Origin of the sequence: Asaia spathodeae NBRC 105894, from assembly GCF_025994195.1 — a bacterium.
Lineage (GTDB): Bacteria > Pseudomonadota > Alphaproteobacteria > Acetobacterales > Acetobacteraceae > Asaia > Asaia siamensis.
Genome location: NZ_BAPY01000001.1, coordinates 77748 through 92165 on the forward strand (window position 1 = coordinate 77748; position 14418 = coordinate 92165).

General features: G+C 60.2%; 12 protein-coding genes. 4 read left to right on the top strand and 8 right to left on the bottom strand.

The window, feature by feature from the left end; all coding sequences use genetic code 11:
• Positions 1-40 precede the first annotated feature (40 nt).
• The 8 genes from AA105894_RS00355 to mutM all read right to left on the bottom strand — a co-directional run bounded on the left by AA105894_RS00355 (position 41) and on the right by mutM (position 10008).
• A complete protein-coding gene (locus AA105894_RS00355) occupies positions 41-1333 on the bottom strand; it encodes an RsmB/NOP family class I SAM-dependent RNA methyltransferase (RefSeq protein ID WP_267310015.1) in 1293 nt (430 codons plus the stop codon).
• Positions 1334-1355: 22 nt separating this feature from the next.
• On the bottom strand, positions 1356-2864 hold the full coding sequence (gene guaB / locus AA105894_RS00360; protein WP_188426542.1) for an IMP dehydrogenase: 1509 nt from the start codon (positions 2862-2864) through the stop codon (positions 1356-1358).
• A gap of 243 nt (positions 2865-3107) precedes the next feature.
• A complete protein-coding gene (locus AA105894_RS00365) occupies positions 3108-4256 on the bottom strand; it encodes a hypothetical protein (protein WP_267310016.1) in 1149 nt (382 codons plus the stop codon).
• Positions 4257-4709: 453 nt separating this feature from the next.
• Entirely contained in the window at positions 4710-5819 is a 1110-nt protein-coding gene (gene recF / locus AA105894_RS00370) for a DNA replication/repair protein RecF (RefSeq protein ID WP_267310017.1), read from the bottom strand.
• Between the two features lie 23 nt (positions 5820-5842).
• Positions 5843-6967 (bottom strand): DNA polymerase III subunit beta, encoded by a 1125-nt coding sequence (dnaN, locus tag AA105894_RS00375; protein WP_188426335.1) that lies wholly within the window; start codon positions 6965-6967, stop codon positions 5843-5845.
• 72 nt (positions 6968-7039) lie between these two features.
• Positions 7040-8449, bottom strand: coding sequence for a chromosomal replication initiator protein DnaA (dnaA, locus tag AA105894_RS00380; protein WP_267310018.1), 1410 nt, complete (start codon positions 8447-8449; stop codon positions 7040-7042).
• Between the two features lie 284 nt (positions 8450-8733).
• Positions 8734-9003, bottom strand: a complete 270-nt coding sequence (rpsT, locus tag AA105894_RS00385; protein ID WP_025885973.1) for a 30S ribosomal protein S20 — start codon at positions 9001-9003, stop codon at positions 8734-8736.
• A 135-nt stretch (positions 9004-9138) separates the two neighbouring features.
• Complete coding sequence (gene mutM, locus AA105894_RS00390; protein ID WP_267310019.1) at positions 9139-10008, bottom strand: bifunctional DNA-formamidopyrimidine glycosylase/DNA-(apurinic or apyrimidinic site) lyase; 870 nt, start codon at positions 10006-10008, stop codon at positions 9139-9141.
• Positions 10009-10038: 30 nt separating this feature from the next.
• Here mutM and AA105894_RS00395 point away from each other — a divergent pair, with 30 nt between their 5' ends.
• The 4 genes from AA105894_RS00395 (at position 10039) to AA105894_RS00410 (ending at position 14411) form a co-directional block, all read left to right on the top strand.
• Positions 10039-10824, top strand: a complete 786-nt coding sequence (locus tag AA105894_RS00395; protein WP_267310020.1) for a class I SAM-dependent methyltransferase — start codon at positions 10039-10041, stop codon at positions 10822-10824.
• Between the two features lie 6 nt (positions 10825-10830).
• Positions 10831-12033 (top strand): bifunctional phosphopantothenoylcysteine decarboxylase/phosphopantothenate--cysteine ligase CoaBC, encoded by a 1203-nt coding sequence (gene coaBC / locus AA105894_RS00400; RefSeq protein WP_267310021.1) that lies wholly within the window; start codon positions 10831-10833, stop codon positions 12031-12033.
• Between the two features lie 6 nt (positions 12034-12039).
• Entirely contained in the window at positions 12040-12501 is a 462-nt protein-coding gene (dut, locus tag AA105894_RS00405; RefSeq protein ID WP_188426330.1) for a dUTP diphosphatase, read from the top strand.
• Between the two features lie 206 nt (positions 12502-12707).
• On the top strand, positions 12708-14411 hold the full coding sequence (locus AA105894_RS00410) for an ABC transporter permease subunit (RefSeq protein ID WP_267310022.1): 1704 nt from the start codon (positions 12708-12710) through the stop codon (positions 14409-14411).
• Positions 14412-14418 lie beyond the last annotated feature (7 nt).

Here is a 14418-nt window from a genome sequence, read left to right on the forward strand (position 1 = left end):
TCACCCCTGCCCGGTCAAAAAATCACGCCCAATGACGTGCTCACTGCGCCTTGCGCTGCAGAACGGCGGCAAAAAAGCCATCGGTCTCATTGCGATGCGGCGTGAGCGCAAACCCGCTCTGGCTGCGCAGCGGTTCGGGCAGCATGTCTCCGCCCGCCGCCACGCGCTCAAAGCGGTCATTGCGCGCGAGAAACGCAGAAACCTGCGCTTCGTTTTCTTCGTTCAGCAGTGAGCAGGTCGCATAGACCAGACGGCCGCCCGGCTTCACGAGAGTCGAGGCACGATCAAGGATATCGGCCTGCTTGGCCTGCAATTCGATGATGTCCTGTTCGACCAGTCGGATGCGGGCGTCAGGGTTGCGGCGCCAGGTTCCGGTCCCCGAGCAGGGAGCGTCAACCAGAACGCGATCAAAGGCCCCAGCACGGCGCTTGACCCATTTATCGCCGCTCACCAGCAGATGGCGCTCGACATTGTGAACCCCGGCGCGACGCAGGCGCTTGACCGCCCCTTCAAGGCGTGGCGACGAGACGTCGCAGGCCACGATCTGCCCCTTGTTCTCCATCCCCATGGCAATAGCGAGCGTCTTGCCCCCTGCACCGGCACAGAAATCGACCACGCGCTCACCCGGCTTCGCATCGAGCGCCCCGACGATGAGCTGGCTGCCCTCATCCTGAATCTCGATAATGCCTTCACGGAAGCTCTGGGTCGCCGTCACCGGCTGACGGCCCGGGAGACGCAGCCCCCAGGGTGAGAGCGGTGTGGGCGTGGCTGTGATCTGCTCATTACGCAGCGAGCGGATCGCCTCGTCACGATGTACCTTGAGAAGATTGGCGCGCAGATCGAGCGGCGCTGCGCCGTCGAGCGCCGACATTTCCGTTTCCAGCTCGGGGCCGAAAGCCCGCTCCAGATAAGGGTGTAGCCAGTCGGGATATTCCAGACGCACCGGCCCGGGCATATCCGGGTCGTTCAACGCCTTTCCGCCAAGAGCAGCGAGCGCCGCGTCTTCACGCGATGTCAGGTGGGATTGCGCGAAACGCTCACCATTGAACAGGTTGCGCACCGTGCCGATCTCTTCGCCACCAAGCATAAGCGAGGCTGCGCAAAGCGTGCGAGGGGAAGCCCCACCCGGAATATCGCGCAAATGCCAGTGCAGACGGCGCCACTGACGCAGCACGTCCCAGATACGGGCCGAAATGACCCGTCGATCGCCGCCACCAATATAGCGGCGATCACGGAAATACGCATTGGCCGTCGCATCTGCGGGACGGCGGGGGGCAGCCTCGATGGCGCAAAGCAGATCGATGGCGGCTGAGAGTCGAGCGGCGGGAGTCATGCCCCGCGCTTACAAGTTTTTGTCAGTCCTGGCGATAGTTAGGTGCTTCACGCGTGATGGTCACGTCGTGAACGTGGCTTTCACGCAGGCCTGCATTGGTGATGCGGCGGAAGCGCGTGCGAACCTGAAGATCAGCAATCGTGGCCGAGCCCGTATAACCCATACCAGCCTTGAGACCGCCCACGAGCTGGTGCACGACAGCCGCCATGCTGCCCTTGAACGGTACCTGACCTTCGATACCCTCGGGCACGAGCTTCAGCGAGTCTTTGACCTCGGCCTGGAAGTAGCGATCGGCCGAACCGCGCGCCATCGCGCCGAGCGAGCCCATGCCGCGATAGGCCTTGTAGGAGCGTCCCTGATGCAGGAACACCTCACCGGGGCTTTCCTCACATCCGGCGAGAAGCGACCCGATCATCACGACATCGGCGCCAGCACCAATGGCCTTGACAATATCGCCCGAAGTACGAATGCCACCATCGGCGATGCCGAAAATACCCGCCTCGTGGCAGGCTGCAGAGGTTTCCATGACAGCCGAGAACTGCGGCACGCCTACACCTGCCACCACACGCGTGGTGCAGATCGAGCCCGGTCCGATGCCGATCTTCACGCAGTCAGCGCCGACGCCCGCAAGGGCAATGGCGGCTTCGGGCGTTGCGACATTACCGGCGATGACCTGAATTCCCGGATGGCGCGCCTTGAGCGTTGCCACCGTGTCGAGCACGCCACGGGAATGGCCATGGGCCGTGTCAACGATGACGATATCAACGCCAGCCGAGACAAGCGCCTCGGCGCGGGCCAGACCATCGGCACCGACACCGATCGCAGCAGCACAACGCAGGCGACCGAACTGGTCCTTGATGGCGAGCGGATGCGCTTCGGCCTTGTCCATGTCCTTGACGGTAATCAGACCCGTGCAGCGATTCTGGTCATCAACCACCAGAAGCTTCTCGATACGATGGCGATGCAGCAGATCCTGCGCCGTGGCAGCGTCAGCACCATGACGCACCGTCACAAGCTTGTCGCGTGTCATCATGTCGCGCACAGGGGTCGACAGATCGCTGGTAAAGCGCATGTCACGATTGGTCAGAATGCCGACCAGTTCACCCGTGCCCGGCATGACGACGGGCAGACCGCTGATACCGTGCTGCGCCATGATGGCATGCACGTCACGCAGAGTCTGATCAGGTCCGACCGTTACCGGATTGACGACCATGCCCGATTCGAAGCGCTTGACGCGGCGCACATGCTCGGCCTGCTCTTCAACCGAGAGATTCTTGTGAATGACGCCCATGCCGCCCTGCTGTGCCATGGCAATCGCCATCGCGTCTTCGGTCACGGTATCCATGGCAGAAGAGAGCAGCGGAATGTTGAGTTCGATGGAGCGTGTCAGACGCGTGCGCGTCGAAGCCTGGGCAGGGAGCACTTCCGAAGCCGCAGGCTCGACCAGAACGTCGTCAAAGGCGAGGGCTTCACGGATGCGGTCATGCGACACGCTGCGCGACGCATAAGAACCAACACGTTCCCCAGCCATTCCGGTCGGTGTTTCATTGGTCGTGGTCATCTGCCGCTGCCTCCCCGCAAATCAATCAGGAAAGCCCGCGGCTTTCCTACCGTTGGCGCGTCCTCTTAGACCAAACCGGTCCGTGTTGAAAACAGGAGATTGCGTTACCGCCCGCAATTTCATTGATTTGCCACGCGGAAAACGCGACAGGGCACGTCCGGCTCACAACCCGGCGCACCAGCCATGACCGACCAGTTCTGAACGACAGTCTTCTCAGGCGACAGCAGGAAGAGGCGCCACAGTAAATTCGCCGCGCAGGAACTCGCGTATGGACTGCGCTGCGCGATGAGACGCGCCGCGACGCGGCTGAGAGCCGAAAGTCTCGTGAATCACCTGCTCCTGACGCGCACGGTACAGCACATGACGCGACTCCGCTTGAGCCAGGGCAGGAAGGATATCTTCCTCACGCTCAACCACGTCACCGAGCGTCCAGTGACGGAAATGAGGGTCATCCCGCCAGGCAACGCCATGTGGATTGAGAAAGACACAGGGGCGCGGCCGGATCAGGAATTCATATACCTGACTGCTTACATCACCGATATAAAGCGACGCCCGGGCCGTATGGGTCATGTCGAGCAACGCGGAGGAAGCAGCATCGAGACTGACGCGCCCGCCTACTACGCTTTCGAACAGACGGCGACGCCCCCCGAAATCCTTGTGGAAAATCTTGATATGTGGCGCGATCAGGAGATCGTATCGATCAAGCTGGTTTACCGCGTCGACAAGCGGGTGAAGGAACCTGCCATAGGATGACAGACCCTTCTTGTAATGCGGGTTGTATAGCGCAACCGGTTTTCTGGCAGCGAGTGACGGCTCCTGACAGCGCTCCTTGCTCACCGCGTCGAATTTCGGATAACCGACAATTCTGGTTTGCGCTGCCGTCGCCAGCCTCTTCGCCAGAAAACTCTCGGCAATCTTCGGCCCGGAGACGAGGGAGAGGTCGAAATGGCGGATGAGATGCTCATCATTCACGGCACGATCGCCAGCACCGTGCTGGATCAGAATGAGCGCCGGGCGAACCAGCCCCATCTCCCGCAGAAGTCCCGCTGAATATTCCGTCGCCACCACAGCATCAAACTGCTCCAGCTGCGCCACGTTTTCACGCATGACGACTTCACGCTCGGCGTCGAGCCGGCGCAACCGCCTGAGCAGGGCCGCCTTCAGGGGCATTTTCAGAACACCGCGTTCGATCCTGCCGCCCAGATTGTTCTCACGGCGGATGGCCTCCAGATGCTGGGCTGTTTCAGGGAAACTGACAAATTCGGTGACCGACATATTCGGGAATTGCGCCAGAGCCGATGAAACGGCGGCGACGTGGTAGCATTGATAAGGCTCTGCGACGTAGAGAAACGCAATCTTCATACGAGCCTTATCCTCTTCCCTTGAGTTGATAGCACCCCTTTATAGGTCGAAGATTTATGACAATAAGTAACATTAAGATGCAGTGCTTGACTGCCTGACCTTCGGAGGCCGCATTCAGCGTGAACGCCACAAGATTGTTTATGGCAGACATAGAAATTACAGGATAATGACTTCCCATATATCAGGAATTACCATAAAAATTTTCTATCCATCATATCATTACAGGTAAACTTCTAATCTCCCCCGACGCCATAACCCAAAACCCGCGATACAAAACCGTTGGGGATCTCTCCGTGATGGAAATGTGAGTTTCATTACTTTTGAGACAGACAATAGAGCCCCACCGCACCGAGAGACGCCTGAACAAAGACGTTGAATAATGCGAACACTGTAACCTTACGGTTACAATGTTCTGACAGCAACCGATCGCGCGGAGTATCCCAGGGGTTCCCCCTATTGCTCCAAGAATCGCCCTGAACTGACCTCACGATATTCGGCATGGTCACCCAGAACGCCAAAGGCCTCTCTGTCCGTCCCGGTCATGAAAGCCGTAATTTCACGGTCACGCAGAAAACGAAGCAAGGCGTCGCGCCTTTCTGCATCGAGATGGTTGAGCGGTTCGTCGAGCAGGATCAAAGGCGCCCTGCCCGCTTTTCCCGCAGTCAATGCCGCATGGTTCAGCATGACATGCACCAGCATGGCCTTTTGCTGACCACTACTCGACAGTGCTGCCTCTCGCCCTGTCAATGCGTCCTGCAATGACAGATCAGCGCGATGGGCGCCGAAGGACGTGCTGCCCTTCTGGGCATCCTCCCCTCGCGAGCGTTTCAGCGCCGCCCGCAGACTGTCCTCAACCGCGAGCGCCGGCTGCGATGCCAGATCCCTCTCCACATCGCAGACAAGCTGCAAACGGGCGACCGGAAAAGACGTGTCATCGGTCACGGGAACACGATTCATCGACTCGACCAGCGCCATGCGGGAAGCGGTCAGAGCCACGGCATGCCGGGCAATGCTGTCTTCAAGACCATCGAGCCACGCCGTCTGATCTGGCCGGGTCGCCAGCAGGCGGTTACGCTGTGTCAGAGCGCGCTCGTGAGCGGCACTCTCGCGCGCATGATTCGGATCAAGAGCAAGAACCAGCCGGTCGAGAAACCGACGACGTCCGGAAGCCGGATCGCTGAACAGGCGATCCATCTGTGGCGTCAACCAGATGGTAGAGAAATGCGGGGCAATCTGGGCCCGATTACGCACGACCTCGCCATCGAGACGAAAGACGCGACGTGAGGAGTTCGCAGGATCGGCACCGGTTGCCAATTCGAGTGCATCGTCGCCATCGCGTGCGAGGCGGGCCATGACGCCCCAAGAATGCCCCTGATGCCGCTGGATCTGCGCGTTCATGGCACCACGCAGGCCTCGGCCAGGCGCCAGAAGCGAAAGCGCTTCAAGCAGATTGGTCTTGCCTGCCCCATTTTCGCCAGTGAGAACAACGAGGCGACTTTGCGGCGCCCATGCCAGACGCTCATAATTGCGAAAATCAGTGAGGACGAGCCTGTCTATACGCAAATCAGGCCCGCCATTCCCGGAATTCAGACGCGCATTGGCATCAGCACGTAAAGCGCTGTCGGCAGATTGGTATCACGCACGAGCGTCGGTGCCGCGCTATCGGCGAAGGCAAACTCGGCCTCGACGTCGATCTGGTCGGTGATATCGTTGAGATAGCGGGCCTGAAAGCCGATTTCGAGCGACGGGCCATCATAGGAAACGCTGGTTTCATCCAGCTCTTCCTTGGCCATACCCTGATCGGGGCTGATCGCGGAAAGCGTCAGCAGGTTGGTCTGGACAGCCAGCTTGACCGGGCGCGACCGCTCCTGGCTGATCGCAGCAACGCGCGCCACAGCATCGGCAAAGGCCTGCTTGTTCACACGGAGAAAGCGGTCATTGTTCTTGGGAATGACACGCTCATATTCCGGAAAAGTGCCGTCGATCAGCTTTGAGGTCAGCATCACTGCGCCGACGCGAAACTGGATACGCGTGTCGGACAGGCTCACCTGCACCGTGCCTGCCCCCTCATCGAGCAGCTTGCGCAGTTCGGCAACGGTCTTGCGCGGAATGATGACGCCCGGCATATCGCCAGCGCCTGCCGGCAGATCGGTTTCCACACGGGCCAGACGATGACCGTCGGTCGCGACGGCGCGCAGCTTGGGGCCGTCACCATCCTTGGCAACATGGAAATAGATACCGTTCAGGTAGTAACGCGTCTCTTCGGTGGAAACTGCAAAACGCGTGCGGTCAACCAGACCACGCAGAACGGCAGCCGGGATCGAGAATTCATGCGGCAGATCGCCCGCCACCATCGACGGAAAATCCTCGACGGGCAGAACATTCAGGCTTGTGGCATAACGACCGGCGCGCAGAGCCAGCGGGGCATCGCCACCGCCATGATCGAGCTCGACCATCGAGCCATCGGCCAGTTTGCGCACGATCTCGTAGAGCACGCTTGCCGGTGCCGTAACCGCACCATCACGCGCCCCTTCTGCCGCCACTTCCTCGACTACCGCAATTTCCATGTCGGTGGCTGTCAGACGCAGGAGATTACCTTCGATCGACAGCATGACATTGGCGAGAATGGGAATGGTGTTCCGCTTCTCGGCGACGCTCTGGATATGGGCAAGGGCACGGATCAGCGTAGTGCGGTCAGCCTGAAATTTCATATGATCGTAGACCCTCGAACACCCGAATAACAAAAAATCATACTAGCAGAGCCGCCAGTTGCAGCAAAGAGATCAGCCTTCAAGCATGCGACGCAGAAGCTCGACATCCTCGGCAAAAGCGACATCACGCTCCATCAGTTCCTGCACACGCGATACGGCGTGCATGACCGTCGTATGGTCACGATTGCCGAACTTACGCCCGATCTCGGGGAGGGAGCGGCTGGTAAGCTGCTTGGCCAGATACATGGCCACCTGACGCGGGCGGGCGACAGCACGCGCACGACGGGCAGACGACATATCCGTCAGACGGATATTCCAGTGTTCGGAAACCTTGCGCTGGATTTCCTCGATCGTCACGCGGCGATCATGCGCCTTGAGGATGTCATGCAGCACATCCTGCGTGCTTTCGAGTGTCACAGAACGCCCGAAGAGATTGGCGTGAGCAATAAGGCGGTTCAGCGCCCCCTCGAGCTCGCGCACATTCGATGTGATCTTATGCGCGAGGAACTCCAGCACCTTGGCAGGAACCGCGACACCAGAGGCAAGCGCCTTCGCTTCCAGAATAGAGATACGCAGCTCGAATGTTGTCGCATGAATATCGGCCACCATGCCGCAACCCAGACGGGTGCGCAGACGATCTTCGAGACCAGACAGATCGGAAGGTGACTTATCGGCGCTGACCACGATCTGGCGACCGGCATCGACGAGGGCATTGAAGGTGTGGAAAAACTCTTCCTGCGTGTTGTCCTTGCCGATCAGGAACTGAAGATCGTCGATCATCAGCACGTCAACCGAACGCAGCTGCTCCTTGAACTCCATAGTCGATTGCGAGCGAATGGCCGCAATGAACCGGTACATGAACTTCTCAGCCGACATATAGGCGACGGACACGCGACCACCGCTGGTCAGTTCGGAGCCGATGGCATGCATCAGATGCGTCTTGCCAAGCCCTACCCCACCATACAGGAAGAGCGGATTGAACCCGGGGCTGGATGGCTTTTCAGCCACACGACGCGCGCAGGCATAGGCAAATTCGTTCGGCTTGCCGACAACGAAACTGTCAAAGGTAAACCGCGGGTCGAGCGGCGCAGCCAGGTCGTGACGTGCGTCCTGCACGCTGGCCACCTGGGCAACAGGGGCCTCGATCTCGACCGCAGGCACGGCCGCTTCTACTGCGACTGGCGCCGCCAGCGCATCACCGACACGCTGCACCTGCAGCTCTACATGATGGACAGCACGATTTTCGTTGCGCCACAATTCCTGCAGGCGGTCACCATACTGGCCGCGCACCCAGTCACGCAAAAAGCGCGTAGGTAGAAAAAGCGTGATTTCATCTTCTTCGAGGGGGCCGAGCACGATCTGCTGCAGCCAGGTACGATATTCGACATCGCCAACCTCGACCCTGAGACGCTCGCGCACCTTGACCCATTGCGATGCCAGAACAGGCTCCGTGCCTGTCGTGCAGGATACCGTCTCCGTCATTGCGGGAAGATCCGTATGAGACCCTTCGTCTGCCATCACTCCCCCGAGTTGCAATAAAAGAAACGACAGGAGCCGTCACGACCGCGCAAAACGCCCCGTTCGATCCCCCGGTTGAGGGCAGACAGGATAGGGCAAACGGACCGGGAGAGGCAAGCTTATCCGATCAGCCCGGAAGCGGATGACCGGCGAAAAAAAAGAACGGACATGGCGTTGTCGCCACACCCGTTCTTTCTTGTAGTCTCAGACCAGATATCCCTGGAGACCAAGGATATCCATATGCCTGATCAGGCCGAAGCCAGAGCCTTGATGCGAGCCGAAAGGCGCGACAGCTTGCGGCTAACGGTGTTGGCAGCAAGGACGCCCTTGCCAACAGCGCGCTGCATTTCCGGCTGCGCGGCGCGCAGGGCATCATTGGCAGCGTTCTTGTCACCCGAAAGAATGGCCGTTTCGACCTTCTTCACGAAGGTGCGGACGCGGGACATACGGGAAACGTTACGCTCACGGCGACGCTCGTTCTGACGGATGCGCTTGCGCGCAGAGGCGGTGTTAGCCATTTCTACTCTTCAGCCCTGTTCTGTTCGGCTTGTTAGGTTGCCTTGCGACAACAATAAAGCATGCCAGCCAATCATCTCTAAAAGAGACGCAGAGCCAGCGGAGGGCTCGCCTTTAGTCCAGTTTGACGCTGCCAGTCAAGCGTCCTCTAAAGAAAGTGGCGGTTGAAGCCGCGGGCAGTAGAAACTGGAGCGCCCCGCCTGCACTACGCGACGAATTCCGTGACAGGCGGGATAGCCCGGGCATTCGGGGCAAGGCTCACCCTCCCGGCCGTATACCTGATGCAGCTCCTGAAAAGCGCCAGGTTTTCCCTCGGAATCAACATAATCGCGCAAGGTCGAACCACCGGCGCCTATCGCCTCCCTGAGCACCGCTGGCGTCACTTCGGCAATGCGCGTTACTTCATCGACAACAAGCGATGCGGCCCGCCTCTCCGGATTGATCCGGGCACGAAAAAGAATTTCCGACACATATATATTGCCGAGCCCTGCGACAACATGCTGATCGAGCAGCATCGTCTTGATGGGCGAGCGTTTGCCCATCAGCCTTGCCACGAGATAGGGGGCGTCGAATCCCGGCAAAAGAGGATCAGCTCCGAGCTTCGCCAGAAGCGGATGCTCACGCTCACGCCCTGAATCCAGCAGTAGAAAACAGCCGAAACGCCTCGGATCGACAAGACCGACCCGTGTCCCGTCATCGAGCGTCAGGATGACATGCTCATGACGCAGCGGCAGATAGGCTGCCCCTTTGCGCCGGGAATGGGTAATGCGGATACGCCCGCTCATACCAAGATGAATGAGCAGCGTCGGCCCTCGCATGAGGGCAATCAGCATGTATTTGCCAAGACGCGTCGCAGCGCGGATTTTCTTCCCATCCGCCCTTATCGAGAGATCATCAGGCACGGGCCAGCGCAGATCACTTCTGACCTCCGTGCTGATGATACGGCGGCCATCAAGGGCCGCTCTTAATCCGATGAGGATGGTTTCAACTTCTGGTAGCTCTGGCATCTTGGGTGCCGACACTATATCCAGAGAACCATGACCGACAACGCATCATTTCCCCGTCCCGAATCAGCCAGTGGCGAAAGGGAGGAGACCACCGATTTCGGATATCGCTCCGTTCCGAAAGCCGAGAAGAAGCCGCTGGTACGCGCCGTCTTCGACAGCGTAGCGGGCCGCTACGATGTGATGAACGATGTGATGTCGCTCGGCATCCATCGTGTCTGGAAGCGCATCTTCATCACCACCCTCGCGCCGAGGCCCGACCTCAAGCTGCTCGATCTGGCTGGTGGCACGGGCGATATCAGCTTTGGCTGGCTGAAGAACAATGGCGGTCCGGCGCTGCTGACTGACATCAACGCTTCCATGCTCGAAGTCGGGCGGTCGCGTGCGGCCGCCAAGGGCTATCTGAACAATATCGAATTCTCGGTTGTCGATGCCGAGGCGATTCCGCTGCCCGATCGCAGTGTCGATCGCGTATCCATTGCCTTTGGCCTGCGTAACTGCACAGACAAGAGTGCGGTTCTGCGCGAGGCCCGCCGCGTGCTGCGCCCGGGTGGCAAGTTCTGCTGCCTCGAATTCTCCCGCGTGCAGGTTGCGGCCCTCGCCCCGATCTATGATGCCTGGTCGTTCGGCGTTCTGCCGAGAATGGGCCAGATCATCGCAAAGGACGCCGAGAGCTATCGTTACCTCGCAGAGAGCATCCGCACCTTCCCCGAGCAGGACGTGCTGGCCGAAATGATGCGTGAGGCAGGGCTTGAAAAGGTGAGCTACCAGAATCTCTCCGGCGGGATCGCAGCGATCCATTCCGGCTGGAAGCTCTGATCTCTCATGCGCGCCCGGATCATCCTGATCATAGGCGGTGGTATTGCCGCCTATAAGTCGCTGGAACTGATCCGGCTGCTGCGCAAGCGTGACATCGCGGTCGAATGCGTGCTGACCGAATCCGCCACCCATTTCGTGACCCCGCTTTCGGTGCAGGGACTGTCGGGCGCGCCGGTCCATACGGCACTGCTCTCTCTGGCTGAAGACAGCCAGATGGACCATATCGCGCTCTCACGCAGTGCCGATCTGCTGGTGGTCTGCCCGGCAACGGCCAATCTTGTGGCGCGCATGGCCAATGGCTTTGCCGATGATCTGGCCACGACGCTTCTTCTGGCAACCGACACGCCCGTTCTGGTCGCCCCGGCGATGAATGTGCGCATGTGGCAGCACCCCGCAACACAGGAGAACCTTCGCCTCCTGCGTACACGCGGCTGCCTGTTCGTCGGTCCGGATGAGGGCGAAATGGCCTGTGGTGAATTCGGCCCTGGCCGCCTGAGCGAGCCGGAAGCCATCGCCAGTGCCATCGAAGACGCCCTGTTTCCGCACAAGCCCCTCTCCGGGCGGCATGTTCTGGTGACGGCAGGCCCGACCCATGAGCCTATCGATCCTGTGCGATTCATCGCCAATCATTCTTCCGGCAAGCAGGGCTACGCCATTGCCGCTGCCTGTGCGCAGCTCGGAGCACAGGTGACGCTGGTCAGCGGCCCAACGTCCCTGCCCTGCCCTGCTGGCGTCACGCGCGTCGATGTTACGACAGCGGTCGAGATGCTTGCTGCCTGCAAAGCTGCTCTGCCCTCAGACTGCGCCATCTGCGCAGCGGCTGTCGGCGACTGGCGCGTGGCGGAAACGGCGGCTCAGAAACGCAAGAAAGAAGGCGGTGCGCCTCCGGAACTCACTCTGGTCGAAAACCCGGATATCCTCGCCACGCTCTCGCAGCCAGGTACGCTTCGCCCATCGCTCGTCATCGGCTTTGCGGCAGAAACGGAGACGCTGGAAGCCCATGCCGTCGCCAAGAAGCGACGCAAGGGCTGCGACTGGATGCTGGCCAATGATGTCAGCACCGGAACCAATGTTTTCGGTGGCGATCAGAATCGCGTTCTTTTTCTGGATGGCGATACCGTCGAGCCATGGTCCGCAATGGCAAAGACGGACATCGCCAGATCTCTGGCCGCCCGTATCGCGGCCCGTTTTTCTTCTTCCCCAAGGTAAGGCTTCATGTCACCGCTTCCCGTTGAACTCGTCAGGCTTCCCCATGCAGAGGGTCTGGACCTTCCCCATTATGCCAGCAGCGGTGCAGCAGGCATGGATCTCCTCGCGGCCATCAACGAAGATGTCGTGATCAGATCGGGCGAACGCGCCTTGATCCCGACCGGGCTCAGAATCGGCCTGCCTGCGGGATACGAGTTGCAGATACGACCGCGCTCGGGGCTCGCCCTCAAGCATGGCATCACGCTTCCCAACACGCCGGGCACAATCGATGAGGATTATCGCGGCGAGATTGGTATCATCGTGCTCAATACGGGCAAGGAAGATTTCGTGATCTCACGCGGCATGCGCATCGCCCAGGCTGTGCTCGCCCCCGTCATTCGTTTGACATGGGTTGAAGTTTCTGAACTGGATGAGACCTCACGTGGCGCTGGTGGCTTTGGCAGCACGGGTATCGCCCGCGCCTCCTGAGGCTCTCTGCCCTCTTTCATACCGTGGCCGACCGGCAGATTCTGACCGATCGATACAGGGCTTTTTGATACCAGGTTTCTGAGCCTGAACCGGCCGGTCTCGACTGGTTGCGTGCAGGCTCTGAGTGGCAGGATGCCGAGTTTTCATCTGTTTCCGCGAGGATTCAGGAACAGCCTGGCCGAAAGCCAGACACAAGGAAGGAGCACATGTCGCCATTACGGGTGCGACGCGGCACACGCGGAGCGGATCGAAGATCGGGGCTTACGGCATCGCTCGTTGGCACGCTTATCGTAGTCGCTGCTCTGGCGCTGTTCTCGCGCTTCCTGCCGTCACGGCTGACCCCTTTCCATCATGGCGGGCTGATCACGCCGCATTTCCGCTCGCTGGCGGGGTTGCAGGTGCTACTTGGCGATTTCGGGCATACGGCTCTGCGCATGATCGGAGCAACGCTCATCGGATCGCTCCTGGGGGCTGTTCTGGCGCTGCTCGCAGCCAAGCTGCCTGTGCTGCGTGGTGCGGTCGGGACGGCTCTGGGTGGCATGCATATGGTGCCCCTGCTCTGCCTTTTGCCTTTTCTGCGCCTTCTGGGTTTCGAGGTCGCGGCCATCGGGACGACGTCCCTGTGTTTTGCCGCGCCCATTGCCACCGCAGCACTTGGAGCCTGGACGCAGATACCCCGCACGCTCGATGAGGCGACACGCGGCCTCGGCCTCACCAGCTGGCAGCGCCTCTGGCGGCTGGAGGCGCCTTTCGCCATTCCCGCAGGGGTGACCGCTCTGGCCCGCGCCATGCCGCTGGCCTGGTGCGTTCTGATTGCCACCGAAATGCTGCCGGTCAATGGCGCATTGTCATCGCGTCCGGGTCTGGGCGCCCATGCGGCACAGGCAGCCGCCATCGGCTCGCTGTGGCAGACGGTTATCGCGGCAATCCTGATCGGCATTCTCGCCTTTCTGTATGATTCCTGCCTCGTTTTCCCTTGGCAGATCTGGGCCGATCGCTATCGACTGCATCCTGTCTTCGACGGCGCGCCCGATCCCTGGATGCTTAAATTCTGGCGACGCACGCGTCTGCTCAAGCGCGCAGGCGAAAGACTGCGCCGCGCACTGGCCTGGCTCGGCGATATGAGATGGGGAGGAACAGGTTTTCGCCCTGTCATTCACAGCGTTTCGCCCTCGCCACTCATCGGCCTGTCTTCGGGTATCTTTCTGCTCCTGATCGTTGTCGGCTTTTTCTATCGTCATCATGCCCTCGCTCTTGGCGATCTCGAGATCGTTGTCGAGCAGAGCCTCATTTCGGCCCTGCGCATGACAGCCGCCCTGGTGCTGGCGATCGCTCTCTGGCTGCCTCTTGGGGTATGGCTCGGCCTGTCTGCGCGTCGTGCCGCTATAGCCCGCGTCACGGCCCGGTTTCTGACGCTTTATCCAAAGAACATACTATTCCCCGTTCTGTGCCTCGCCCTGACGGCGCTGAATTTCTCGCCGCTTGTCTGGCCGCTGATCCTTTGTTTCTTCTTCGTGCAGGGCCTGCTTCTCGCCCAGATCCTGCGCGGCATGCGCAGCTATCCTGTCGACCTCCTGCAGGCAGCCCGAAACCTGCAGATCAGGGGCTGGCTCTGGTGGAGCCGTGTGCTGCTGCCCGGCCTAGCGCCTGCCCTGCTCGAAGCTGTCAGCACGGCCTCCATGACCGGATGGACAATCCTGATACTCGCCGAACGCTCGTCATGGACCCTGCAGAACCGCGACGGCAGCGGCATTGGCGCCTATGTCGCCCATGCCATTGAGACAGGCGATCTGCCGCGTGTCGTGCTGGGCGCCGCCGTGCTCACGCTCTGCATTGCCCTTGGTGAGATTCTGGTCTGGCACCCCCTGCGTGTGCAAATACGCCGACGCATCCTCCCTCCTCAGAACTGACCATGGA

Bases quoted from the DNA above. Each gene is read 5' to 3' on its own strand.
- AA105894_RS00355 (WP_267310015.1), bottom strand. From the start codon at position 1,333: ATGACTCCCGCCGCTCGACTCTCAGCCGCCATCGATCTGCTTTGCGCC.
- guaB (WP_188426542.1), bottom strand. From the start codon at position 2,864: ATGGCTGGGGAACGTGTTGGTTCTTATGCGTCGCGCAGCGTGTCGCAT.
- AA105894_RS00365 (WP_267310016.1), bottom strand. From the start codon at position 4,256: ATGAAGATTGCGTTTCTCTACGTCGCAGAGCCTTATCAATGCTACCAC.
- dnaN (WP_188426335.1), bottom strand. From the start codon at position 6,967: ATGAAATTTCAGGCTGACCGCACTACGCTGATCCGTGCCCTTGCCCAT.
- dnaA (WP_267310018.1), bottom strand. From the start codon at position 8,449: ATGACGGAGACGGTATCCTGCACGACAGGCACGGAGCCTGTTCTGGCA.
- rpsT (WP_025885973.1), bottom strand. From the start codon at position 9,003: ATGGCTAACACCGCCTCTGCGCGCAAGCGCATCCGTCAGAACGAGCGT.
- mutM (WP_267310019.1), bottom strand. From the start codon at position 10,008: ATGCCAGAGCTACCAGAAGTTGAAACCATCCTCATCGGATTAAGAGCG.
- AA105894_RS00395 (WP_267310020.1), top strand. From the start codon at position 10,039: ATGACCGACAACGCATCATTTCCCCGTCCCGAATCAGCCAGTGGCGAA.
- coaBC (WP_267310021.1), top strand. From the start codon at position 10,831: ATGCGCGCCCGGATCATCCTGATCATAGGCGGTGGTATTGCCGCCTAT.
- dut (WP_188426330.1), top strand. From the start codon at position 12,040: ATGTCACCGCTTCCCGTTGAACTCGTCAGGCTTCCCCATGCAGAGGGT.
- AA105894_RS00410 (WP_267310022.1), top strand. From the start codon at position 12,708: ATGTCGCCATTACGGGTGCGACGCGGCACACGCGGAGCGGATCGAAGA.